The 25,262-nt window shown below is 60.4% G+C and carries 17 protein-coding genes; 5 read left to right on the top strand and 12 right to left on the bottom strand.

What is annotated here, in order from left to right; translation table 11 throughout:
- Window positions 1–8 precede the first annotated feature (8 nt).
- Window positions 9–2,201, bottom strand: a complete 2,193-nt coding sequence (glgX, locus tag ACZ5B4_RS07410; RefSeq protein WP_464913796.1) for a glycogen debranching protein GlgX — start codon at window positions 2,199–2,201, stop codon at window positions 9–11.
- 918 nt (window positions 2,202–3,119) lie between these two features.
- Here glgX and ACZ5B4_RS07405 point away from each other — a divergent pair.
- Window positions 3,120–3,497 carry a zinc ribbon domain-containing protein gene (locus tag ACZ5B4_RS07405; protein WP_464913795.1) on the top strand — a complete coding sequence of 126 codons (378 nt, stop codon included), beginning with the start codon at window positions 3,120–3,122 and terminating at the stop codon, window positions 3,495–3,497.
- 238 nt (window positions 3,498–3,735) lie between these two features.
- Here the strand turns inward: ACZ5B4_RS07405 and ACZ5B4_RS07400 are convergent, their stop codons facing one another.
- Window positions 3,736–5,616, bottom strand: a complete 1,881-nt coding sequence (locus tag ACZ5B4_RS07400) for a sulfatase-like hydrolase/transferase (RefSeq protein ID WP_464913794.1) — start codon at window positions 5,614–5,616, stop codon at window positions 3,736–3,738.
- A gap of 645 nt (window positions 5,617–6,261) precedes the next feature.
- Between ACZ5B4_RS07400 and ACZ5B4_RS07395 the strand changes: the two genes are divergently transcribed.
- The gene (locus ACZ5B4_RS07395; RefSeq protein WP_464913793.1) at window positions 6,262–7,380 is read left to right on the top strand and encodes a pyridoxal phosphate-dependent aminotransferase; all 1,119 of its coding nucleotides are present in this window, start codon (window positions 6,262–6,264) and stop codon (window positions 7,378–7,380) included.
- 122 nt (window positions 7,381–7,502) lie between these two features.
- Here ACZ5B4_RS07395 and clpX read toward each other — a convergent pair whose 3' ends face one another.
- Window positions 7,503–8,807, bottom strand: coding sequence for an ATP-dependent Clp protease ATP-binding subunit ClpX (clpX, locus tag ACZ5B4_RS07390; protein ID WP_464913792.1), 1,305 nt, complete (start codon window positions 8,805–8,807; stop codon window positions 7,503–7,505).
- A gap of 406 nt (window positions 8,808–9,213) precedes the next feature.
- Entirely contained in the window at window positions 9,214–9,489 is a 276-nt protein-coding gene (locus tag ACZ5B4_RS07385; RefSeq protein ID WP_464913791.1) for an SHOCT domain-containing protein, read from the bottom strand.
- 329 nt (window positions 9,490–9,818) lie between these two features.
- On the opposite strand from ACZ5B4_RS07385, the gene trpB reads away from it, so the two are divergent.
- Window positions 9,819–11,021 (top strand): tryptophan synthase subunit beta, encoded by a 1,203-nt coding sequence (gene trpB / locus ACZ5B4_RS07380; RefSeq protein ID WP_464913790.1) that lies wholly within the window; start codon window positions 9,819–9,821, stop codon window positions 11,019–11,021.
- An 87-nt stretch (window positions 11,022–11,108) separates the two neighbouring features.
- Window positions 11,109–11,921 (top strand): tryptophan synthase subunit alpha, encoded by an 813-nt coding sequence (trpA, locus tag ACZ5B4_RS07375; protein WP_464913789.1) that lies wholly within the window; start codon window positions 11,109–11,111, stop codon window positions 11,919–11,921.
- A 142-nt stretch (window positions 11,922–12,063) separates the two neighbouring features.
- Here trpA and ACZ5B4_RS07370 read toward each other — a convergent pair whose 3' ends face one another.
- The 7 genes from ACZ5B4_RS07370 to ACZ5B4_RS07340 form a co-directional block, all read right to left on the bottom strand.
- Window positions 12,064–13,278, bottom strand: coding sequence for an argininosuccinate synthase (locus ACZ5B4_RS07370; protein ID WP_464913788.1), 1,215 nt, complete (start codon window positions 13,276–13,278; stop codon window positions 12,064–12,066).
- 190 nt (window positions 13,279–13,468) lie between these two features.
- On the bottom strand, window positions 13,469–14,008 hold the full coding sequence (locus ACZ5B4_RS07365; RefSeq protein WP_464913787.1) for a DUF2617 family protein: 540 nt from the start codon (window positions 14,006–14,008) through the stop codon (window positions 13,469–13,471).
- Window positions 14,009–14,526: 518 nt separating this feature from the next.
- On the bottom strand, window positions 14,527–15,726 hold the full coding sequence (locus tag ACZ5B4_RS07360) for a BBP7 family outer membrane beta-barrel protein (RefSeq protein WP_464913786.1): 1,200 nt from the start codon (window positions 15,724–15,726) through the stop codon (window positions 14,527–14,529).
- A gap of 592 nt (window positions 15,727–16,318) precedes the next feature.
- Window positions 16,319–17,731: a hypothetical protein gene (locus ACZ5B4_RS07355; RefSeq protein ID WP_464913785.1), complete on the bottom strand. Its 1,413-nt coding sequence runs from the start codon at window positions 17,729–17,731 to the stop codon at window positions 16,319–16,321.
- An 82-nt stretch (window positions 17,732–17,813) separates the two neighbouring features.
- Window positions 17,814–18,842: a creatininase family protein gene (locus ACZ5B4_RS07350; RefSeq protein WP_464913784.1), complete on the bottom strand. Its 1,029-nt coding sequence runs from the start codon at window positions 18,840–18,842 to the stop codon at window positions 17,814–17,816.
- 45 nt (window positions 18,843–18,887) lie between these two features.
- Window positions 18,888–20,354 (bottom strand): DUF4832 domain-containing protein, encoded by a 1,467-nt coding sequence (locus tag ACZ5B4_RS07345; RefSeq protein ID WP_464913783.1) that lies wholly within the window; start codon window positions 20,352–20,354, stop codon window positions 18,888–18,890.
- A 161-nt stretch (window positions 20,355–20,515) separates the two neighbouring features.
- Complete coding sequence (locus ACZ5B4_RS07340; RefSeq protein ID WP_464913782.1) at window positions 20,516–22,306, bottom strand: arylsulfatase; 1,791 nt, start codon at window positions 22,304–22,306, stop codon at window positions 20,516–20,518.
- Between the two features lie 483 nt (window positions 22,307–22,789).
- On the opposite strand from ACZ5B4_RS07340, the gene ACZ5B4_RS07335 reads away from it, so the two are divergent.
- Window positions 22,790–24,142: a Gfo/Idh/MocA family protein gene (locus ACZ5B4_RS07335; protein ID WP_464913781.1), complete on the top strand. Its 1,353-nt coding sequence runs from the start codon at window positions 22,790–22,792 to the stop codon at window positions 24,140–24,142.
- Window positions 24,143–24,196: 54 nt separating this feature from the next.
- Here the strand turns inward: ACZ5B4_RS07335 and ACZ5B4_RS07330 are convergent, their stop codons facing one another.
- Window positions 24,197–25,249: a hypothetical protein gene (locus ACZ5B4_RS07330; RefSeq protein WP_464913780.1), complete on the bottom strand. Its 1,053-nt coding sequence runs from the start codon at window positions 25,247–25,249 to the stop codon at window positions 24,197–24,199.
- Window positions 25,250–25,262: the final 13 nt, after the last annotated feature.

Below are 25,262 nucleotides of genomic sequence, written 5' to 3'. Positions count from 1 at the left end.
CTTTCATTCTACAGGAGATCGGGCGAAACGTAGACCACGAGCGTCCGGCCGGGCAGTTTCAAGGTCCAGTCTGCGGGCGGCGGGGGGCCGTCCAAGTCGGGATAGATGTCCTCGGGCGGAAAACGACCGGTATCCAGAAACAGACGCCAGGCGAGGCTGCGTGCGTACGGCGGAAAGACAAAGCGTGTAGGCTCGGGCGCAGGGTGAAAGAACGCGATGATGTGATGGTTGGGACGCTTGGGGTCTTCGCGATGCGGAAATGCCGCCAAAAGACAGCCGAGGCTCCGCTCACCGTTGGCCCAATCGACCGGCCCGCCCTGGACGTTGAACCAACTGACGTCGGGCAGTCCGCCGGGTCGGACCGGCAGGCCGGTGAGGAAATCCCGCCGTCGGACCGTGGGTTCGCTGCGGCGAAAACGGATCAGTGCCTGGCAGAATCGCCATACCTCTCGGTGTCGCGCAACGCGTTTCCAGTTGAACCACGATACGGAGTTATCTTGGCAGTAGGCGTTGTTGTTGCCCCGTTGCGTGCGTCGGCATTCGTCTCCGAATAGGAGCATGGGAACGCCTTGGCTCAAGAATAGCGTGGCCAGCAGATTCTTGATTTGGCGTAGTCGGATCAGGTCGATGCCGCGGTGGCGGGTGGGACCTTCCACGCCGTAATTGTAGCTGTTGTTATTATTGTCGCCGTCACGATTGTCTTCGCCGTTGGCCTCGTTGTGTTTGTGGTTGTAGCTGACGAGATCGTTGAGGGTGAAACCGTCGTGGGAGGTGATGAAGTTGATGCTGTGGTAGGGATACCGTCCGCCCGGCTGATAGAGATCGCTGGAGCCGGCGAGACGGGTGGCGAAGGCGGGCATCATGCCCGGATCTCCTCGCCAAAACCTCCGGACGTCGTCGCGGTAGTGGCCGTTCCATTCCGCCCAGCGGCAATGAGCGAATCCGTCGGGCCAGCACAGACTGGCGAAGGTGCCGACTTGGTAGGCCCCGGCGGCGTCCCATGCCTCGGCGATGATCTTGGTGTCCGCCAAGAGCGGATCCTCGGCGATCGTTTCCACGACCGGTGGGTTGGGCACCAGATTGCCGGCGCGATCTCGGCTGAGGATGGATGCAAGGTCGAAGCGGAAACCGTCCACGTGGTAGTTGTGGACCCAGTAACGCAGGCAATGGAAGATCATTTCCCGGACAATGGGATGATTGCCATTGACCGTATTCCCGCAGCCCGTGTAGTTGCGATACTTTCCGCCGCCGTTTTCCAACATGTAGTAAACGCGGTTCTCCAGTCCCTTGAAACTGAGAATGGGGCCGTGCTCGTTTCCCTCGGCCGTGTGATTGAAGACGACGTCCAGAATGACTTCAATTCCGGCCTTGTGGAGTTCGCGGACCATCTCCTTGAACTCTCGAACCTGGGCCCCCGGTTCTTTGCTGACCGCGTATCCGCGATGGGGGGAGAAAAAGGCGAGGGGATCGTAGCCCCAATAATTGCGGCGCGGCGGCATGCGGCCGAAGCAATCCAAGATGGGGAACTCGTGGACCGGCATCAGCTCCACGGCCGTGACGCCCAACGACTTGAGGTACGGGATCTTTTCGATGATGCCGAGGTACGAGCCGGGAAATTTGACGCCGCTGGTCCGAGAACGGGTGAAGCCCCGCACGTGCATCTCGTAAATGATCGTTTCCGAGATGTCGCGGCGGATATGCCGCGTGCCCTGCCAGTCGAAATCGTCGTCCACGACCACGCATTTGGGCGGTCGAATAATCCCGTCGGCGGCGGGTAGAAAGTCGCCGGCTAGCGCCTTGGCATAGGGATCGATGAGCCGGGCCTTGGCGTCGAATCTTTGGCCTGCTTCGGGAATCCACGGCCCATCCGCTTGAAGATGATAGAGCTGACCGGCCTTCAGTCCGGGAACGAAAACGCTCCAAACATCACCCCAGCGGTGGTCCTGGCTGTTCAGGTGGATGATATCGAAAGGCTCGCGGTCTTCGACGTTGCGGTAAAGCAAGACACGGAGCGCGGATGCCGATCGGCTGAAAACGACGAATTGGACGCCGTCCTCGTGCAGGATGGCGCCGTACGGCAGGGAATGGGCGAATCGCAGTGCCGTCGGTCGTGCCAACATGGATAAAGTCAACCGCTGCTCGCTCTGCCCCAGAAAGTAATCAATCCCTCCAGGGTACCATTGATGCGTGTCTGTTGCCATGTTGTCAGCTCTTCGATTGCGAAACTTTGCGGAAAAAACCAAATCCAGCGGCGTCAGGGTGAGTGGTGATTGTGGCGGCATGCGAGGCCGGTGAGACGGCGGATCCAGGGGGTGGGAGCCGCCGGCGTCCCGGCGGCAAATCCGTCACGCCTTGCCGATTCTTTCCCGGTCGTTGAAAGCGAATCCTTCCGTCTCGGCGGAATATGGAGGCCCGGCTTGAGAATGCAAGCGAGGGCTCCTCATTCCTCCCATCGGCTGCCGCCGCATGTGGGCAAGAATGCATCGGCCGGCCACCCACCGATCGGAGTATTCCGAAGAGTTTCGATGACCGAGGCTTTCCGCGGAATCCGTGATTCAGGGCGGACCAGGCCCAATGATGAACCCGGTTGCCGGGCCCGTTCGCATGAGAGAAATACAGATGCAAGAAATCGGTCTCGCTTGCGGGAGGAGGAACCATGAGATCGCGGCGGCAAACGCCGTCTTTGTCGAAAGGGCGGTGGGGGATGGCAAAGAGCCATTCACCCGAACGCGAGCCGGGCGACGGGTTGCGTTGGTCCGACGAGGTCGAAGGTGGCAGGGAAGGGAATTTCTCAACTTGGAACTACTTGTCGTTTCATGGCGAGTTTGCTAGAAATATTAATAGTAGTAAAGGTTTTGATCGTTTAACGGGTTCAATAGAGGCATATCCGTTGCGTCTTTTTCGGTCGAGATCGGGGGGCAGCGGTCCAACGCGAGATTTGGATGGATGCCCGCGGCGTGCTGCTCCGGTTCGCGATTAATCGTGGATCAGGGCTTGCGTCCGGGTCGGAAGGTGTGACAGTTTGAGGCGGGTACTTGCCGCTGCCCGGACGTCGTGTGTGCTGGATTTCAGCGGTGTTTTGGTACACTTTGCTCCCCGGTTTTTTAAGGAGTTGAATCATGCCGAAGAAGTCGTCAGTCGGTAGCGTGGTTCTGGGTCGCGGGCGTAAGTTGTGCCCTTCTTGCGGGAAAATCATTGCGGCAAGGGCGACTCAATGCCCGCACTGCGGACACCAGTTTCTGCGCCAAAAACGGGGCGGAGTGCGCCGCGTTGCGGTTCGCCCTTTCCATCGGCCCGGCCAAGCGGCTCGGCCGGTTGCAAACCCCGAGGCCGAAGATAAGGTGATTGAGTTCGCCAATCAGCATGGCGGTTTGAAGGCGGCCATGCAGTTGGTCGATGACGTGCTTCAGTTGAAGGCTCAGAGCGGTCTGGAAGTGGAAATGATTCAAGCCGAGTTGCGGCGGCTGGATAAAATCTTGACCAATATCCAGCACTAGCGCGACGGGACAAAAGTTCGTTTGAAAAGCGTAGGAAAGGGCGGCTCATCTTTCCGTGAGCCGCCCTTTTTGCGCATTCCGCTGTATTCTTGGGCTGGGCGGATGCTGGGTGTGATTGGTTTTTGAAAAGCCGCAAACCGACTCCCGGCGTTCCCGGCGCGGCGATATTGAAACCCGCACCAATCGCGGATATTGGGTTCCATGGTTCTCCGCAATTACGGCCTCGTCGCTTGCGGCGTCACGGCGCCACCGTTTTAAGGAAGTGTTCGGCCAAACGGGGAATGCCGTCCTTGAATCGATTGTGAACGGGCGAGACGTCCGGTTGTGCATTCTTTTGAACTACGTCCCGCAATCCGGCGGCCAATGGGCCGAGGTCGTCCACCACCGTCAAAGCCATCATCGCCACGTAAGGGCCGTTGTCGTCGTACGGAATCAGCGGCGCGAGCGTTTGCAGGGCTTGCTCGCGTTGGGCGTCGTCGCCGAATCGCCCTAAGGCCCAGGCTGCGGCAATGCGGGCGGCGGGCGAATCGTCCTTGAGCATTTCCCCGAGCCTTCCCTCAGCGGCTTTCACCGCCTCGTCGCCGTGCATCAAAAGCCCCAGGGCGGCCCAGTAACGAACGGCGGCGTCTTCGTCGCTCAGGTAGCCGATCAAGTCCGGCACGTCGCGCGGATCGAGCTGGGACGCCTTTTCGGCCGCCTCCAGAATCCGAGGAAGCGGACAGGCTCGGCTATGACCGTAGTCGTACGGCGTGCGTGTGCCTGCTCGGCTGTGAATCTCAGGCTCGGGCAGAAAACCGAGGTCGCGCGTGGCCAAAATATGATCGCGGAGAGCTTTCGCCAGCCGTGCTTGGACGTCACGGCATTCAGGTCGGCCCGCCAAATTGTTAACTTCATCGGGGTCGCTTTGAAGGTCGTAAAGCTCTTCCGGGGCGCGGGGGCGCTGCCAAAAATACGCTTGCTGGTCGGAAAGCTTGCCTTCATCGTACCATTGCCGCCAGACTCGCGTCGTAGGGGTTTGGAACATGTACGTGACATGCTGCCCCAGCGGTAAGTAGGGCATATAGTTGCGGATATACACGTAGCGGCCGTCGGTTACGGAACGGATCAAATCGTAGCGCTCATCCATCCTTCCCCGTAAGCCGAAAAGAAAGGGTTGGGGTTCCGCGGCATACGGCCCGAGGAAGGCGTGCCCCTCCATCCAATTGGGCGGTCGAACCCCGGCGAGGCTGAGAACCGTGGGAGCCAAGTCCACGAAGGCCACCAAGCGTTCGGTGGTACCGCCCGGTTGATAATCCGGCGGCGCCAAGTGCCGGAACTTGGGCGGAATGTAGACGATCAAGGGCACTTGCAAGCCCGAGTTGTACACGCAACGTTTGCTCCGCGGCATCCCCGAGCCGTGGTCGCCGTAGAAGAAGACAATGGTATCTTCCGCCAAGCCCGCCTCTTCCAATTCCTTCAACTTTTCCCCTGCCAGGGCGTCCATCTCCGCAATTCGATCGTAGTATTGAGCCCAATCGCGGCGAACCTCCGGCGTGTCCGGGTGGTAGGCGGGCAATCGGACCTTGCTCGGATCATGGATCAAATCGTGCGGCCGATCGCGAATGCGGCTTTCGTGCGTAATCGTGAAATTGAAGATCGCGAAAAACGGTTTCTCCTTGGGGCGATTCTTCCAATGGGCTTTTCCCGAGGATTCGTCCCAAATCTTGCCGTTGTTGATCAGATTGTAATCCTCTTTGGAATTGTTGGTGCAATAGTAGCCCGCACCACGCAGTATCTGAGGGTAGAACGCGAGATATTGTGGGAAGGGGACCCAACTCCTCATGTGTTCGGCGCCGGTGGAGCTGGGGTACATGCCCGTGATGATTGCGGTTCGTGCGGGAGCGCAAACCGGTGCCGTGGACCAAGCGTGAAGGTAGCGTACCCCGCGCCGGGCCAGCGCATCCAAATTGGGTGTATTGGAATAGCTATCACCGTAACACCCCATCTGTGGGCCCATGTCCTCGCACGTGAGCCAAAGGATATTGGGGCGAGGAGTCGCCTCAGTACGCGATTCCAAAGCTACAACCGGTCCTTGCAACGCCAAGAGGGCAAGGAAGAGTCCCGCGATCCGCGTTTTCATTATAGCCTCCCACATTCACGAAAATTACTTGCTCACCGACGCCGTCCGAAAATGGAACGCCTTGCAAGGTTTTCATAATCGAGGAATTGAGGAATGTAAACGTCGCGTGAAGAAAATCACTCGGTCGCATCCCCTTTTTAAACTCACGGAAAAGGGCTCCACGGGGCCGCTTCAATCCGGGAAGCCCTCCGCAAGCGGCCGGCGCACGCCGCCGAGATTCACGGCAACGGCAACGAGACGTTCGCGATTCGTGCCGATGCGTTCCTCCGAGCAACTGTCCCAGCTTATACGCTCTGCCTAGTATAGGTATCCCCAAGGCGGCGTTCAACGCGCAAAGAGATCCGGCGGCCACGTAGTTTGCCTGCCAAACTCGACGTGCCACGTTGGTCGCAGGATGGGGGAATCTATCCCTTGCTAGGGCGTGTTGCGTGTCCCTACCGGTTGCAGGATTTGCAGCGCTGCGCGAAACTGGCTCTTATCGTGCGCTGCGAAGCAGGGAAAATGGTCAGGGAAGGCCCTACTTCGGGTGCGAATTCCTGGATACGCTCGGCTGTGTTCAGGCGGGGGACCGATGACGAAGGCCGGGCTTAAGAGGATCCGGGATTTATCGTTTCGACCCTTCCCATCATCCTGGGGACATTTCGTATGACAGACAGGCATCCGTGGCTCGCCCAGCGCATGACGCGATTCGACGCTTCAGGCATTCGCAAGGTCTTTGAATTGGGGGCCAAACTGAAGGATCCCATCAATCTTTCCATCGGGCAGCCCGATTTCGACGTCCCCGATGAATTGAAGGAGAGCGCCGCGGAGGCCATTCGACAGGGCAGGAACGGCTATTCCTTGACGCAAGGCGTACCGGCTTTTCGGGAACGGCTTCAGGCGGAGATTGCGAAGCGATACAACGACCCCGATCGGGAGCTGTTTATCACCAGCGGCACGAGCGGCGGCCTGATGCTGGCCGTGTTGACGCTGGTGGATCCCGGTGACGAGGTGATCGTCTTCGATCCTTACTTCGTGATGTACGACGCCTTGGTCCACGTGGCCGGCGGGATTCCCGTCTATGTCGATACTTACCCCGACTTTCAGATCGACGTCGGCCGCGTGGAGGCGGCCTTGACGGCGAAGACGAAAATGATCATCGTCAACAGCCCGGCCAACCCGACGGGGATCGTGCTGAACCGGCAGGCGCTCCGCGACCTGGCGGAGCTTGCCCAGCGGCGGAACGTAGCCCTGCTCAGCGACGAAATCTATTGCGATTTTTGTTACGACGAACCCTTCGTTTCCCCCGCGGAGTATAATCCGCGAACGATCGTGGTGGCGGGTTTCAGCAAGAGCCACGGTATGCCCGGCTGGCGGCTTGGTTTTGCGCACGGCCCGCGAGAAATCGTGCAGCAGATGCTCAAGTTACAGCAGTACAGTTTTGTTTGCGCGCCGCATCCCCTGCAATGGGCCGGACTGAGGGCCGTCGATTACGATATGCGCCCGGCCTATCAGGCCTACAAGTGGAAACGGGATCTCTTGGTCGCCGGTCTAAGCGAGTTCTACGACCTCGTCATGCCGCGCGGGGCATTCTATGCCTTTCCCCGCGCTCCGTGGGGGACGGCCACGGAATTCGTCACGGAAGCCATCGAGCGGCACGGCCTGTTGATCATTCCGGGTGGGGTATTCAGTCGACGCGATACCCATTTCCGCATCTCTTACGCCGCGTCGGATGAGACGATCCATCGCGGGATCGAGGCCCTGCGGAAGCTGGTCAAGAGGTGAGCCATCGATCGACGACCTGCCGTGCAAAACGGTGGTTGGAGGCGCGGACCACCCCCCGGATCGCGATCGTGACGGTAAGACGAACGATCGGGTTGCATCTGCCGCCGGTGCGGACCGCCGCATCAGGCGCTTTTCTGTTGCGCGGTGGGTTGGCCTACCAACGGCATGCGCCCCTCCACCACGTCCGTATCTACGACGTAACGGAGTCCCGGCGGCTGATCGGGGAGCGTGTAGATCGCGTCCAGCATGATCTTTTCCACGATCGATCGTAGACCCCGAGCGCCGGTTCCGCGGTCGTAGGCCTTTCGCGCGATCAACCTCAGGGCGGCTTCGGTGAATTCCAGTTCCGCGTTTTCCATGGCGAACAGTTCCTGGTACTGTTTGACCAGGGCATTCTTGGGTTCCGTGAGAACGCGGATCAAAGCCTCGACATTCAGAGGTCGCAGAGTGCTGAGGACGGGCAGCCGCCCGATGAACTCCGGAATCAGCCCGAACTCAACCAAGTCCTCGCTGGTCACGTGAGCCATCAGGAAGCGGTTGCGTTCCTCTTCATTTACCGTCTCGCCCGTAGGGGACGCCGACATGGTGGAGCTGAAGCCGATGGCTCGCTTGCCCAACCGCCGCGCGATGATGTCTTCCAAGCCGACGAACGTCCCACCGCAAATGAAGAGAATGTTCGAGGTGTCCACCTGGATGTATTGTTGTTCCGGATGTTTGCGGCCGCCTTGGGGAGGGACGTTGGAAATAGTGCCCTCCAGCATTTTTAGGAGTGCTTGTTGAACGCCTTCACCGGAGACGTCGCGCGTGATCGAGACGTTGTGGCCCGTCTTGCGGACTTTGTCTATCTCGTCGATATAAATGATGCCCCGCTGAGCCGCCTCGACGTCGAAATCAGCGGCGTGCAAGAGTTTCAGCAAGAGATTCTCCACGTCTTCGCCGACATAGCCGGCCTCGGTCAAAGTGGTGGCGTCGCCGATCGCGAAAGGAACATCCAACATGCGGGCGAGCGTCTGGGCCAAGAGGGTCTTGCCGGAACCGGTCGGCCCGATCAGCAGGATATTCGACTTATCGATCATCACATCGGAGGATCCGTGATGCATCAATCGGCGGTAGTGCGTGTAGACCGCCACCGCGAGAATCTTCTTGGCCTCCTCTTGGCCGATGACGAACTCGTTCAGTTTTTCGACGATTTCGCGAGGCGAGGGAATCCTGCCGAAGAGGGGTCTGGTTGTGCCCCGTCGCTTCCGCTCCTGGTCCAAAATGGACTGGCACAGGTCGATACATTCTCCGCAAATGTACACATCGCCGGGACCCTCAACGAGCGGCCCGACGTCCCGGTAACTCTTGCGGCAAAACGAACAGAAGGCGTTTTTCTTGGTACTACCGGTGCCTCGGCGGCCGGAGGTGAAATCCCGTCCTGTCGGCATGATCAATCGTCCTGAAAGTCTCGCGGGCGGTTGGATTACGGGCTCGAATCAGTCCCCCGGATCGTACGGCTGCGCGGTCGGCGGCGATCGTCGATCGCGATGCGACTGCGCCTTGCCATGAACCCCCGAAACATTGCGATCATCGCAAGGGGGGCTCCCGTCCGTCTCACGTCGAGCCGGGGCTAAAAACGTCATCGGACGCCGGGTTTGACCGGCTGCGGATTATGGCCGTCTCGGCAAATCAAACGAATAACCATCAAGACGCATCCGTACGTTAAAGTCTACCTCATGTCTCTTGCCGGCATGAAATCCCGGGGTTCAGGGAGTTTCCAAGAGGATTTGCCATGCTTTTCGCGTCGCGAAAAGGTTGTTTGCGGGGATGCGGGGATGTCGAAGGCCGGAGGATTCATGCTTTCCTTCCCGGCGTGGGACGCGATGCCTTTCCTGGGCCCATCACGGACTGCAAGCGCTCTCGGATGGCACGGTATTCGCGGTCATCCAGTTGACCGTCGGCCTTCATCGAAGTGAACTCCCGCAGCATTTGCTCGGCCTGATCGCGATTATCCCTTCGGGCCAGGACATCACCGCGGATACGTCGAACCAGCCAGACCGCGATTCCGACCATGGCCAAGGTCACCACGGACCAGAAAAGCAAGCGGCTCAGGAGGGCGAAGCTTTGCATTCTCGGACGTCTCGTGCCGGCTTTAGCGGCAATGGCGCCGGCTTTCCCCACCGTAGGCCCCGGCATCCAACCAAAACCCTTACCATTATTGCCGTTAGAGATCATCCGGTCCACCGGGATTTGCCTAAAACCGGCCCCTCCTTTACGATAAGCATTGAGCCGTTTCCAACTCGTCGCTGCGCGAACGAAATTTCCGGTAGTCGTTCGCAGAGGTTCGCGCGAACGTCGCCAGGGCGGGAATTGTCCCGGTTAAATCTATCGGATTCGAGCGGCTCGCAACATTTTTGCGAATTACGACCAAATCGATTTGAAACATAAGGCTTACTCGGATGGCCTCTCTTGCTGACGTGCCCGATGCTTTGGGGCGATTTGGGAACTTTGGTGGACGGTATGTACCGGAAACCCTGGTTCAGGCCTTGGAGGAACTGGACCGCGAGTATTCCAGCGCCGCCGCCGACCCGGAATTCGCCGCCGCTTTGATGGGGCTATATACCCATTATGTAGGGAGGCCGTCCCCTCTGTATTACGCCGAGCGTTTGACGGAGTTTTGCGGCGGTGCTCGGCTGTACCTGAAGCGGGAGGACTTGAACCATACCGGCGCCCACAAGATCAACAACTCTTTGGGACAAGCCCTGCTGACCGTCCGCATGGGCAAGCGGCGCGTAATCGCCGAAACGGGTGCCGGCCAGCACGGAGTCGCGACCGCAACCGCCTGCGCGCGCTTCGGTTTGGAATGTGTGGTGTACATGGGGGAGGAGGACATCCGCCGACAGCGCCCCAACGTTTTCAACATGCGACTTTTGGGTGCTCAGGTCGTGCCGGTGGTAAGCGGCTCCAAAACCCTTCGGGATGCCATCAATGAGGCGATGCGGGATTGGATGAGTTCGGTGGAGTTCAGCCATTACTGTCTCGGTTCCGTCACGGGACCGCATCCTTTTCCGCGGATCGTTCGGGATTTCCAGTCGGTCATCGGGAAAGAAACGCGACGGCAGTGCTTGGAGCAGCTTGAGCGATTGCCGGACCTAATCGTGGCCTGCGTGGGGGGTGGAAGCAACGCCGCGGGGATGTTTTATCCCTTCATCGCGGACGAGGCCGTGGCGCTGGTGGGGGTCGAGGCCGGCGGCCGCTCCGGACGATTGGGCGATCACGCTTCGACCCTATCTTACGGGAAGCCCGGTATCTTGCATGGGACTTTCTCCTACGTCCTCCAAGACGACGATGGGCAGACGGCCGATGTGCACTCCATCTCCGCCGGACTCGATTATCCCGGAGTTGGTCCGGAGCACAGCTACTGGAAAGAAACCGGCCGGGTCATCTACACGAACGTCAGCGATCGGCAAGCCCTGGAGGCGTTCCAAACGCTGGCTCGCCTGGAGGGGATTTTGCCCGCTTTGGAAAGCGCTCACGCAATCGCCAAGGCGATCGAGCTGGCTGCCCAGCGGTCTCGGGAAGAGATCATCGTGGTTTGTCTGTCCGGCCGCGGAGACAAGGATGCCCAAGAGGTGGCCCGATTGCTGGAAATGAAGGATTAGACCTCGGGAAGCGGGTTCCGCGCGTTGATGATTAGAGGTACCTTCGTCCGCCCACCGGACGGCGACGCAACTAGAAAACAGGCTCCCATGTCCAGGATTGAACAGGTTTTTAGCGAATTGCGCAAGACGGGACGCAAGGCCTTCATGCCGTTTATTACGGCGGGAGATCCCGATCTTGGATTTACCAAGGAGCTTGTTCGGGCCCTATCCGAGGCGGGCAGCAGCTTGATCGAAGTGGGAGTCCCCTACAGCGATCCCATTGCGGACGGCCCGGTCATCCAGGCGTCGTATACCCGAGCACTATCGCAGGGCGTGCGATCCGGCGACGTGCTGCGAACGCTTGCCTCCATCACCGCGGACCTGAGCGCCCCGGTGGTACTGATGGTGAGCTACGCCGTCGTGTTTCGTCGCGGCCTGGCGGCATTCGTGGAGCAGGCCGAGCAAGCCGGAGTTGCGGGACTGATCGTACCGGATTTGCCGATCGAGGAATCGGATCCTTTGCGAGAGGCCTGCGATCATCGGGGGCTGGATCTGGTGCAGTTAATCACTCCTACCACCCCTCGACCGCGAGCGATTCGAATCGCTCAGGCCGGCAGAGGCTTCCTCTATTACGTTTCTGTTGCGGGTATTACCGGAGAACGCCGTGAATTGCCGAGGGAGTTGGTGGATAATCTAGCCTGGTTGCGGACGCAGACCTCGCTCCCTGTTTGCGTGGGCTTCGGAATCAGTCGGTCGGAGCACGTGCGACTCCTGGCCCCGGTGGTGGACGGGATCATCGTGGGGTCCGCGATCGTTCGTCACGTCGCCGCGACTGCGGAAAAGTCCCGCCGGCAAGTCCTGGATGAGATTCGCAACTATGTCGCGGAATTGATTGCGGCGCTGCCACCATCTTCCGAGTGAGGCGACGCCGTTCCGACTACCGCCATCAGGGCGAGACGGCTTTCGGCGGTTCTCCATTTAGGCATGGCCGCCCAAGGGACGATCATTCCCCGCGTTTCATCCGGGGGTATCGGCCGTTCGGCGGCTTGGGCGCGTCGGCCTATCAAAATGCTCGCGGCCGAATCCGGGCTTGGACCCGTAGCGGCAGCCCCTGGATTCGAAGGAATCCTTCCGCGTCGGTCTGATCGTATTCGCCGCCGCCCTCCATGGTCGCGATTCCTTCGTCGTACAAGCTGTTCGGGCTGGAGCGACCGTCCACCATGATGTTTCCCTTGTATAGGGACAGTCGCACCTCTCCCGTCACCGGCCGTTGAATCTCCCGAATCATGGCCGATAGGGCATCCATCTTCGCGCAGTACCAGAAGCCGTAGTAGACCATCTCCGCCACCTCGGGTGCGAGGCGGTCGCGGAGGTGCATCACGTCGCGGTCCAAAGTCAATTGCTCGACTTGGCGGTGAGCAAAGTAAAGCAGGGTCATGCCGGGCGACTCGTATACCCCGCGGCTCTTCATGCCCACAAAACGGTTTTCCACCATGTCAATGCGGCCGATGCCGTTTCGGCCGCCGATGGTGTTGAGCCGCCGTACGACTTCGTAGGCCGAGCAGGATTCGCCGTTCACCCGCACCGGAATCCCCGATTCGAAGGCGATGGTGACTTTTTCGCCCTCTTCCGCCGCTTGTCGGGGGGAGACGGTCATGCCGAACTCAACCAGCTCCACGCCGTTGACGGAAAGATCTTCGAGCTTGCCGGCTTCGTAACTGATATGCAGGCAATTCTCATCCGAGCTGTAGGGCTTGGCGGTCGTCGCTTTGACCGGGATGCGCCGCTCCTCGCAATAGGCGATCATCTCTTTGCGGCCGGGAAAGCGTCGACGGAAGTCTTCACGCCGCCATGGAGCCAAGACGCGGATCCCCGGCTGGAGGGCTTCGGCGGCCAATTGGAAGCGGCATTGATCGTTGCCTTTGCCCGTGGCGCCGTGCGCGAAGATGTTGCATCCGCGTCTTTTCGCCACCTGCAAGCAGACTTTGGAGATGAGCGGTCTGGCGATCGACGTGCCGAGGAGATACATACCTTCGTACATGGCCTGCCATTGCAGGACGGGAAAGGCGAAATCGCGGCACAGCTCTTCTTTGGCGTCGATGATCTCCGCGGACCGCGCGCCGATGAGGCGGGCTTTGGCGAGGATGGCCGCGCGATCCTCGCACGGTTGACCGAGATCCACATAGACGGCGTCCACGTCGTAACCTTGTTCGATCAGCCAGCCCAGGATGACCGACGTATCCAGACCGCCCGAATATGCCAACACGCAACTCGCCATGAGACGCTCCCTGCCGGCAGGAAAGGATCAAGATGCCCAAGCGGTCGGGACGACGAGCCGTCCCGGAATCGCCGCGGAGAAATTCATTCTGTAGCGCCGCCGTCCGGCTGACAAGGCGACGCTGCGGACTTTGAAAGACGAGCGAGACGGCGCGGTCGAAGCCGCTTCGAACCCGTTCGGCGGCTATCCGTCATGGCAGCCGGAACACCGTCGTGCTACGCACCAGCGCGCAGTCGTCGGGAAAGGTGTGAAAGGCCTGAATGCACAGAGACTTATTGCGGGCTTGATGGGCGATAAAGCTGATCGCTCCCAAGGGCATGCGGCCGCTGGGATTGAATTGAAAAAACAAGCCCTGACCGGGGCCTTCCCGGCTGAGTTCGTGCTGGAACATCCAAAAAATCTCGGGCTGGACGTTCTCCAGTTGAATGTCGATCGAGTACGAGACCCCGCCGCGGCCGACGAACTCGTCGTGGTGCTTGGCCTTGAGTTGATGCAACATCAGACGGCGACGCACCGGCAGGGGGTGATTGACCGCCGTCGAGACCTCGGTCCAGGTCAAACCCTCGTACTGCCACGTAACGACATGGCCCGTGTTGGTAATGTCGATCTTGACTTGGTAGTCGCCGCGAGAGACGGTCCGTGAGGCATGAACTTCGAACAACTCCGGATGCAGCGGCCGTCCGTACAGGACATAAGCCAATTCGGCGACTTTGGGACGAACACTCAGCACAAGTATATTCCTTATTGAGGACTGGCAAACGCGGCCCGATCGGCGAAGCGATTGCGGAGACGGTCGTCGGGGGCAAAGGGTGTGTGGTTTCACGGGCTGAAAGCCGGAATCTCGTCGTACACGCCCGACGCCATTCACCGGCCGTAATCGCGTCATCTACGTCGTTTCTTTGCGTTATTATAAACTTGCGTTGGGGGCCGACAAAGGGCGTTTCCAGCCGGGCTTCCCCGTCGGCTCGTCGCCGGCTCGGTTCGGCGAAACCGGGCTTGACAAACGGGTTTCGCGACGTCGGCGCGGATGGGGGATGCGTTCAAGAAACGCGATCGACCGGGCATCCTTCCCGGTCGATTCGCAGCCTCCGTCGCTAACTCGAGGCAAACGGCGTCAACATCCGTGTGACACCGGCTTACGCCGCATTCAACCTTCCGTCGCAGTTTTTCGGCGGTGCGACTCGCCGTACTTTTCTAGGTTTACCGTACCGCGGGCACTTGCCCCGGCCGATTCCGGGAAGCGCCGCTTCAGCGATTGAACTCCACGCCGGCCGTCACGCCGTTGATGAACAGATCCTGGTTGTTGCGATCCAGCGTAATTCCCATATTCGGCACGCGATACAGCACGGCGTTCGAGGCCCGGCCGATGCCGTCCATCCACATGCCGGTCCAGCCCACGCTGAGGGCCATGCTGCGGGTGACGTTATACTTGATGGCCACTCGCAATTCCGCGGCGGGCGACCACTCTTCTTCCGTAGCGGAATTGGTGAAGGCCGTCGGCCCCATGTACAACGGCACATCCTCTTGCGGGCCGGCCAGCGGGTCCAGTTGACTGCCCAATACGCCGTACTGATTGTAATTCTGGAAATTGAAACCGGCGAAGAACTTGGCGGTGCTTTCGAAGGTCCAGCGATCGAAGGTGCGGAAGAATCGAATCCCCGCCTGAGGGCCGATCACATGGTTCGTCGCCCGGGTATACCAGAAGCTGTCCGCGAGAATGCCGCCGAAGGCATCCACATTGAATTCCTCGTTGAATTCGAAGTAACGGACGCCGAGGTAGATTTCCCAGAACGTGCCGTGACGCGTGGGGTGGAAACGGTATACGTAGTTCAGCTCCGTGTTCCAGGTCTTGACGACGTTGTCCATGACCAACCCCCAGGACGGCAAGGGGTTATCGTCGTCATCGAGCACGATGGGAGCCGTGAACGTGACCGGAAGGTTCTGGATGTCGGTGAGGGCGTCGTCCACGTAGCCCTGTAGCATGCGTTTGAAAGGCGGCGGCCCGAATTCCGGATCGTCGAAGACCACATCGGCGTTGGAAAGCTTGTGGACGCGTCCGTACGTGGACATGAAGAAGCCGCTGAACATCAAGCCTTGATGGTCTTCCATAAACCCGGCTTCCACGCGGCTGCCGTCCGTGAAGCGGCTGCCGATCCAGGTGTTGTCGGCGGTGCTCGTTTGTTCCCGGAAGACGTCGGTATCGTAGTACACGGTGCGCGAGGCGGGCGGAGCGACGCCGACGGAAGCTGCATCCGGCTTGGAAATGCTCCAGCGGAGATACTCGCCGCTAATGAAGAAACCTTCATTGGCACGAGCGCCGCCCCCGAAGGTGCTCGGATTGGCAGGGGCGAAGTACTGCATGTCGGGAACTTGAGCGTGAGCCGACATGCTGCCCAGGGCTACCATCGCCCCGATCGTCAGCCAGAGTTTGCTGCGTCGTAATAGCATGGCTCTTGTCCACCTCGATGTGCGCAAGTGTTCGGTTGACGCCTTGACGTGCCGTCTTCCCAGAACGGTCAATATGGGGTTGCGACGTAAATATCGGACAAACGGCTCGTGCGAGTTGAGAAAGAATGGCAAACCGTAACGGAAATGACGTTCGTTTTGTCAGAAACCCTCGCTCGGAACTCGCGATTGGGGCGTTTTGAGAAGATTCAACTGCAATACGGCACGGTAGTAAATTGCCCGATCGGTGTGGTTTGCCTAGTTTTGCGGTCCCACTTTCGCGAGGTCGCTGCGATCATTGCTGCACGAGTTTCCCGAAAGGACGCCGGTTGGGATTGAAGGAGAACCGGAGGCAATGCGGTATAAGGAGGTATGAGGCGGGCTGTTTCCGGGGACAGACCTTTTATGTGGCGGCGTCCCGCCGTCCTGTTGCGCGGACCGGTGAGCAATACGCAGGCGGGCGGCATCCCGCAACCTGCGGGAGACCGGGAGAACCGATCGCATACAATAAACTGGGCGAAGTGAGCGGGCCCGCTCGGTCCCCTGACCGTCCCGAAGTTGGGAAACACGAAAAGATTCGCCGTTCCGGTCTTGGCTAGTCTTTTAGGCAGACCCAAACTCGCTCCACCGCCGTTGCGGGGGCGTCCTTGGTCACGATCTTAACCGTGAGCTGAGAATAGCCGGCCGGGGCTTCAAAAAGTGCTTCGGAGGTGTTTCCGCCGGCCGGCCTCAAGACGATGCGTTGAACCGGAAGATTCTGTTCAGCAGCCCTTTTGCCCGGTGGAGCGAGAAACTCCACCTTGGCATCGGCCTGCCTGAAAACGGCGCCCAGTCGGTACTTCTTGCCCGATTGAATTGCGATGGTCGTGCCGGTCCACGCGTCGACTGACGACTTCGTCCAGCGATCAGGCAGGTCGGGCTTGAGCGTCGCCAGGCTGAAGTCGGCATTGTAAACCAAGTTGCCCGGCGGGTTCGTGGGGGCCAATCGAAAATGCAGCACGGCCGGCACACCATGCGTCAATTGCACATCCAAGACCTGAGCCTCGGTGCCTGGGCGGTAGGCCAAGACGCGGTATTGCCCCTCCGGCAAATTGCGGAAGGCAAACACGTAAGTTTTGTCTTCAGTTTTGTCTTCCGATCGGGAGTCCGCGGACAGACCCGCCAGGGTGGCAAAATCGGTGCCGAGCAGGACGATGCGGGCCTCTTGGTCATCATTACCGGGGAGCGGAGGAACGACTACCGTGCCGCGGAGCGCCGTTCCCTGGTCGCCGGCGGGACGAAGCGAAAGCGTCAACACCGTGTACAACACATCGGCGGTGACCCTCGCCGCTTCCAAAGCGGATTCCAGGATGATCGGCTCCACGGCGTTGCGGTCCGGATTCGGTGCGGATACCAGCGGCAGTGCCCGGTCGGCCCTTTCGGCGGAAAAGGCGATCAGCCCCTCGATGCGGCGCTTCAGACCCTGCCATGCTTCGTCGTCGGTACTGCCCAACAACTGCGGTTGGTAACCGCGAATGGAGATTTGCTTTGCATCGAGCCAGTTTTCCAATTCCGAATGATGGGGGCAATTCGGCTTGGCGTGCGGCGGTGCGCCCACGTCCTCGACAAAATGGAGGAGCGTACCAAGTTGACGGCACGCGTTGACGGGAGTCTCCGTTCTGAGCGCCTGCAATGCCCGGCAGAAGTACACCTGGAACGCGGGCTCGACTGCGGGCATGACGTGCGACACATGATAGGGTAGTTGAGGAACGAGAAGGTAATCGTCGGCGTAGTAGGGGCCGAGGTCTTGACCTCGCCAGTCGGGCATCCAGCAGTACTGCGTCAGTGCCGCAATGTTCTCTTTTCCCAACGATTGCTCCCAGGCCTCCAATTGAGGAACCACGTCCAAGGCGGCTCGCGTGATTTCCGGATGCGGTCCCCAGGCAAATGCCGACACGGCGAACGCCAGGAGGAACAGGAACGTTTGCGACGTGACCCCAATCCATCTCCGTCGATATCGGTGGGACATGGCGATCTCCTGTTGTTGCGGGGATTCCGGTTTCGGCGTCGCGCCGAACGAAACGGGGGGATTGCTGCAAGGAACGCGGTATCTATAGTTTCTCGGCCATCGCCTTGATCTCGTCGAAGCGCCGTTCGATGAGGCACTCGGCGTAGCGGTGAAGGACTCCGTTGCCGATGTTGCGCCACGCCGCCCAGACTTTGCCGGTCTCGGCGGCCAACTCTTGTTGTCGCTGGACGATGGCCGCTTCGGCGTCGGCGAAGGCGTGCAGGGTCGGACCATCCCAGTTGGGCATCTCCGTGCCAAGTGCGGACAATCGTCGGATGATGGTATCCGCAAGCCGTTTTCCGTCGTCGGCGGTTGCAAATTGTTTGGGATCTTTACCGCCGACTCCCCGATGCGGGGCGTCGCCCAGCCGGGACAAGTCTACCGACGGCGGGTCCAAATGCAACATGAGCGAAGTTTCTCCCCAAGCGGCATGGTCCCCCAAGTAGCCTTCGTCGAGGGCGAGAATATACTCCGGCGTGCCCAGTACCGGGATGCCCAGGCAACGCGTCATTCGTGCGCCGACCTCTCGTACCACGATCTGTTGCGCGGCACCGTAATGACCCGTCAGAATGATCACGGCCTTGAATCCCAGTCGCGCGGCTTCCATGGCGAGTTTTTCGAGCCAGGGGCGGAGCAGCACGGAAAAGGTTTGATCCTCCGGCTCCATGACGAAGGTGTGGGGCTGGTCGAGTCCTCCCACCCCGCCGAAAAGCGGCGGCGCGACCAGGCCTCCGCCAAGTTGGGCGGCTCGGATGCACAGCATTTGTGCTTTCACGGCATCCAGCCCCACGACATTATGGAGCCCGTGCCATTCGATCGTTCCGATCGGCAGGAAGAGCGTTCCGCAGGCAGCCATGCGTTCTTCGATTTCGCGCGGGCGCAGCGTTTCCAATCGGACCTCGGGCTCGCCGACTTGGAAGCCCGCCGTGACCGAAGGGGACGCGTTGCCGGTCGCGGCATTTTCTTTCACGATGCCCGCGCTAGCTGAGCGCCCTACCGCTGCGGAGACGATTCCGGCGGCCGCCGCACCGGCATTTTTCACAAACGCACGCCGCTTGATGAACTCGGACATGGCATTTGCCTCGTTGTCTGCGCGGATCGGGGACGTCGTGGTGCCTCATCGGCTCCCTCGGATGGAGATCCGGCTTAGCGGATACCATCCGTCGTCTTCCCTACCGACGATGGCAAGCCTTATCGCCGGAGTTTGCCCATCTTCGTCCAAAACGGCTACGGCAACCTCATATTCGCCGGGCGGCAGCGTTGCGGGTACCCTCAAGTCCGTTTCCATGGTTACCGGCTCGCCGGGCGGTAGTTCCGGCGGTCGATCCAGGAAATCTCCCGAGAACTGGGCCGTTTGACCCGGCATCAAACGATTGACGGCAAATTCCGAGATGTGCACGTGACTCTCGCCTTGTTCGCTGCGCAGCCTGACGGCGACCGGATAGGGCCGATAGCACGGTGCCGAGCCGATGTTTTGCCACGTCATACGGATGCTCAGGGCGGTTCCCGCGATTGCTACCCGCGGGTGTTCCCACTCGCGAAGCACCAATCGGTATCCCAATCGCCGCAAGAATCGGCGGATTTCGTCGTGCACGGCGGGGTCGTCCGGCAAAGGAGCCGATTTGTTGTTGAGGTACGAGGCGTGCAAGGCCAGCGCGTAATTGAAGATGTAGCGGAGAGACCAACCCTCCTGGACCCATTTGCGAATGTCCCAACAGGTTTCCCATGCCACGGGCGAGGTTTTCCAGGCCACCAAGGCACCGGCGCGGGCAAGAGTCTGCGGGTAAAGATTGCGCATGTGGCACCAATTCGCCGAGAACCCGCCCATGTCTCCCAAGCAGTCAGCCCTCCATCCCGTTCCTTTGCGAACGGCGTATCCCAGCATTTCCGGCCCGTCCATCAGCATGAGCAGCGGCGCGGTCCGAAAGGCTTCGAGGTACGCATCGATGATCTTGCGCTGGTTTTCCGCGGAGGGCATGGAAAGACCCTCGCAGCCGCTCATATGCCATTCGCCCCACCAACCCACGGATCCCAGGTCGACGTGATCGATGTCGGGATGGCCGTCGTACTTTTCCCCCAAGCGACGGATGAAATCGAGGTGAGCGCGGAGGGTGGCGGGGTCATCCAGATCCGGTACGTCAAGCGGTCCTTGGCCCTGGTAGCGGACGGCGACGACCCTGCCGCCGATTTCCGGCAGCCAATCCGGGTGGTAGGGATTTCCCGGAGTTGTGGAACAGCACATGACGCGAAAAGCTAGACGTTGGCCGGCCTGGCGCGTTCGGCGCAGCACGTCATCCAAAAAATCCTCGTTCAGCGATCCCGGCCGAGGTTCGAAGTCCTTCCACCCCCAACGGGCATAGTGGACCGTCGAGGGAATCCAGTCAGGAAGGTTGGCATCTCGATCCGCCGTGCGATGGAATGTCTGCCAGCCCATTCCAGGGTTCGGGAGGATGTCGTCGATTTCCGCCGGCACGACGCGGATGCGACCTGACTCCGTCGCCGACACCGGGGTGAACAGACTCCATGCGAGACCTATCGCGAGCACCGACAACAAGAGACGGGAACGGTCCGGACGATAAACCATTTTGCCAACCTCCACTTGGATAACTTGCGAATTCTTCGCGAAAGTTCCGAGGGATTCGGAGTTCCGTGCCGGGCGGTGAAAAGGCTCGGCACGACCAGGGTCGCCTACGATGATTTCCTCCGCCGGTAGCGGCTCGTGGTCCACCTGTATTACGAACGGAATTACCGAGATTGCGCGTCGCCATTGGGGGACGCTGCTTCGTCGACGTAGGCGATCTCGACGAAATAAGCGCCTCGAAGTTCGGTATCGCCTTCCATCAAAAAGGTTTGGAGTCGGGCGAGACCTGCCGTTTGATTTACCTGGAATTCCACGGCCGTTGCACCGGATGGAACGTCTTGAACCCACTCACGATCCCCGATGACCAACCGCGCACGCCGGCCGGCAATGGGATGGCTGACATACGGCGGACGATCGTGCAGGGTGATCCGATATCGGCCCGAGCGTGAGAATTCGACGGCCCAAAACCCGTTGCCGGGCGCATTGCGAGAAATCATCGTCTGATCCCACGGCACTTGCTCTCCATGCCAGTCGTGGCAAGTCAGCAATGAGGGGTTCTCCCGCGGATCCCCCACAATCAACGGCACGTACTCATGGAATCGTGACGAGACGTCGCGGTACCAGCGTTCGTAGCGTGAACGAAGCTCGCTCACCACCTCGGGATGAGATTGCGCGATGTCCTGATCCTGGCCCGGATCTTCGAGGATGTCATAAAGTTCGGCACCGTTGACCAAGCGATATCGAGGAGTGAGCACGGAGGACAGCCGCCAAGGCACGGGATGCTCGACGCGATTGACTTGCACGAAGACGGTTCGATCCGGAGCTCCGGCGAACTCGCCATCCAAAATGGGGCGTAAACTGACGCCGTCGAAAGGCATGCCGTCGCCTTGCGGCAGGCCGCACAATTCGATCAACGTGGGTAAGACGTCGATGTGGGCGGTCAGACCGGCGATTGCGCGCGGTTGCGGCCAGCGCTGCGGCCACCGCAGGAAGCATGGGACTCGGTGGCCGCCGTCGTAGGGGGAGCCTTTGCGGCCCCGCATCCCGGCATTGAAGCCGTTTCCGGCGGTGCCGTTGTCGGTCATAAAGATTACGAGCGTGTTCCCGGCCAGATTCCATTCATCCAACGCGGCGAGCAATCTTCTCAGGTTTTCGTCCAGATTCGTCAACATCCCGTAAAAGTTCGCCAGATCCTTTGCGATGCCCGCGGCGCGATACGGGGCGGCGTATCGGTCATCGACTTGCCAAGGGCCGTGAGGGACATTCGTTGCCAAATAAACGAAGAAGGGGCGGGTGCGGTTGCGGGCAATGAATTCGCGAGCGGCATCGAAAAAGACGTCCGTGCAATAACCGTTGCTCGGCTCCCAGTTTCCGTCGTTCCGCAGCACAGGCGAAAAGTAGGTGTTTCCCCAATAGTCGGGAGTTTGACCTATGCCGCCGCCTCCGTGCCAAAGCCCATGAGCAAAGCCGCGATCGATGGAACGATACGGGGCGTTGTCGCCCAAGTGCCATTTCCCGAACATGCCGGTGGCGTAGCCCGCCCTCGCGAAGTAGTCGGCCATGGTGGTCTCATCTCGGCGAAGGATGGATCGCCCCATGATGGTGTGCCACACGCCCGTGCGGCACGAGTAACGACCCGTCATCAACGCCGCTCGGGTGGGCGAGCATGTGGGATCTACGTGGAAGTCCGTCAACCGAAGGCTCTCGGCTGCGAGGCGATCGAGGTTGGGCGTCTTGAGAACCGGGTTGCCGTGAAAACCGATATCTCCGTAGCCTTGGTCGTCCGTGATGATGAGGACTACGTTGGGATGGCGTTGCGGCGAGGCGGCATTCGCATCGCCCCCCTCTTTCCCTTGAATCAGGTGTCCCGGGGAGGCCGCGATCAAAAGCCCCAACGTCAGAATGATCGGCTCGGATCGATTCGCTAACCGAAATGGATGTCGGATGGATCCCATCGTGCTAGGTTTCCCCTTAGCCGGTTCCAACAATACCGAACAGCAGCCGCGGCGATATCGTGGGCAAGACGTGCGGACGGCGAGTTCGTCCGCCCGTTGCGGTTCATGAGAAACGTTGCCGGCACGGCGCGCCTTTAGAATACCGTTCGAGCTGAGAGAAAACCATTGCGGGAGTCCGCTCACGGCTCGTCCGTGTTCCGGATCGCCGCTCGCTCCGCGTCGGTCCTCGGAATTCGGACTGCCATCCGACCTCAGGGGCGGAGCAGGGGATTCCCCCATCTCCGCCTTTCCGGCCGCGCTTCCGGTTCTTGATTCGCACGGCGGGTGGGATATGCTGGGAGCGGCGGTTGAACGCCCCACGCTTCGAACGCACCTTTCGAAGCCGCGTACATCCGTTCGCACGGTCATCCAGTCGAGTCCTTCCCGTTTGCTTGAAAAGGAGCCTGTCAGATGGCGGAACGGCACAACGAGAGGAGAAAAACCGTGAGTTCCGGTACGGATCGTGCCTTGGATCGACGAACCATGTTGGCAGGGACTTCGATCATGGCGGTCGCCGGTACGGGCTTGATGGGCGGGGTGCCGGCGGTTCATGCCGCCGAGGACGGGAAAATCCGCCTGGCACTGATCGGTTGCGGCGGCCGGGGCAGCGGCGCGGTTCGCGACGCCTTCTCGGTCAGCGAGGGGCCGATCGAACTCTACGCCATGGCGGACATCTTCGAAAGCCGTCTCGAAGCTTCTCACCAAAGCCTCGCGGACATGTTTCCCGACCAGGTGCGGGTGCCTCCCGAGCGTCGCTTCGTGGGACTGGATTCATTTCGCCCGGCGATCGACGCCCTTCGACCGGGCGACGTGGCGATGTTGACCGGTTATGCGGTTTTTCGCCCGGGGCAACTGGAATACGCGGTTTCCAAAGGAGTCCATGTTTTCATGGAAAAGTCTTTTGCTGCGGATCCGCCGGGTTGCCGCCGCGTCATTCGAGCAGGCGAGGAGGCCGAGAAAAAGAACCTCAAAATCGCGGCCGGGCTGATGTGCCGTCATTCCGTCAACCGCCAAGAATTGATCCAACGGATTCGCGACGGAGAGCTTGGCGAGATCACGCTGATTCGCGCCTATCGGATGGAGGCCGTGGGGCCGCTCGGGCCGAAACCCGCCGACGTTCCGGAACTCTTCTGGCAGATTCGGAATTTCTTCCGTTTCTTCTGGGTTTCGGGCGGACTCTTCGCCGAAATGGACATCCATCAAATCGACGAGATTTGCTGGATCAAGGATGCGCTGCCGGTCTCCGCCCACGGCGTCGGCGGTCGGGCGGTCAATAGCGCCGACCGTAGCCAGAACCTGGATGCCTACTTCGCCGAGTGGACGTTCCCCGACGGAACGCAAGGCCTGGACGTTGTTCGCTATGCCTCGAATTGCCACAATCACTTTGCGACGTACATCCACGGCACCAAGTGCGCCGCGCAGTTTTCCGGAGCCATCCACGCCGGGACGGTGAGAATCTTCAAGGATCAACGGATCAGCGATGACAATGTGGCGTGGGAGGCCCCGAAAGAACAGTTGACCCCTTGGCAGGCGGAGTGGAAGGCCTTGTTGCGGGCGATTCGCGAGGATTTGCCGCACAACGAGGCCAAACGTGCCGCGCTTTCCAATCTGGCGGCCATCATGGGGCGTGCGGCCGTGCACAGCGGCCAGGTGATCGGTTGGGAGGCGGCTGCGGCCTCCGAGTTTCAATTTTGTCCCGACGTGGATCGCCTGACGGCCGAATCTCGGCCGCCGGTCCTACCCGACGAGCGGGGAATGTATCCGGTTCCGGTGCCCGGTCAGTGGAGCGAAATCTGATCCCCACCCGCGGCTGCCGAAGGCCGAGCGTTCAAGGGAGCGTCCCGAGGGAGCTTAAGCCTTGTGCTGCACACCGCGAGACGCCGCTGGTGGGGAATCTCCCGGTTCGGCGCCACGCGGTTTGGGGCGCGTCTTTTGGTACACGTACCAAACAAAGACCCCGGCGAATACCGCCGCAAGAACCACGGCAGGCAAGGGATTCGGCACCGGTGCGGCCTCGCTCCCCGGCGCCTGGCCTTCCCAGTGTATCTCCTTCGCCAGCAAGACGGGTGCGGCGCGAAGCGAGTCGCGAGCTTGATAGGCCCAGCGTTTGAAAAATACGCCGTGCACCTCCGCCGGCTCATCCAGACGTTGTTCCGTTGGAAAACCCGGAGGAAGCGACAAAGCGTAGATCACCAGCGGGTTGTTTTCGTCGGCCGGGCGAAACCACACCTGATAGTATTCGGAGATCGCTACGTTGTTTTTCGGGGCGGGCATCCGTGCTACTTGAACGACGTGGCCCTTGACCGTCACGATTCGTCCTCGCCAGTCTTGAGAGCGGCGATAAAGCTGGGAAAAGGTCACCCAGCCTTGTGACGCGGCGGCGATCGTCTCTTCTTCCGTTTGGCGGAGACGCGAGAGGACCGCGAACCAGGGGTCGGCTTCCGCGGGGCGAAAAGGTTGGTCGTCTTGAACGGATGAAAAGTCGATATCGGCAGTCGGAAAAGGCGGCCGTGAGGAAGCCGCTTCCGCCGCCTCGGGCTGTGGAGAGACCGATCCGCCGGGCGGGGACGCCGGATGGCCGGCCGCGGAGGCGGGAGCTTGCTCGGATTCGGTCTGGGAGACCAAAGGTTGCGTGGATTGCTCGTCCGGAAGCGGTAGCAATCGCGTATCGATAGCGGTGCCGTTCCTTGGGCCGAACCGCGGCGTCTGCTCGCTCGGCGCCCCCCGCAAAACCCGCAGGAGCTGCGCTGCCTGCGGCACCCATTGGCTTGCAGATGTGGCCAAAAGCACGCCGCCGCCGATCAGAAAAACCAGCAATAACAGCCGCCGCTGTTCGCGCGGGTGGGTGTACTGACGCGATGTGCCTGTCCTGATGCGCACGCCGATGGTTTCCATGCTACTCATACTTGTCGCGCCG

Source organism: Thermogutta hypogea (genome assembly GCF_055386265.1).
This window is presented reverse-complemented; position numbering and strand designations above follow the sequence as displayed.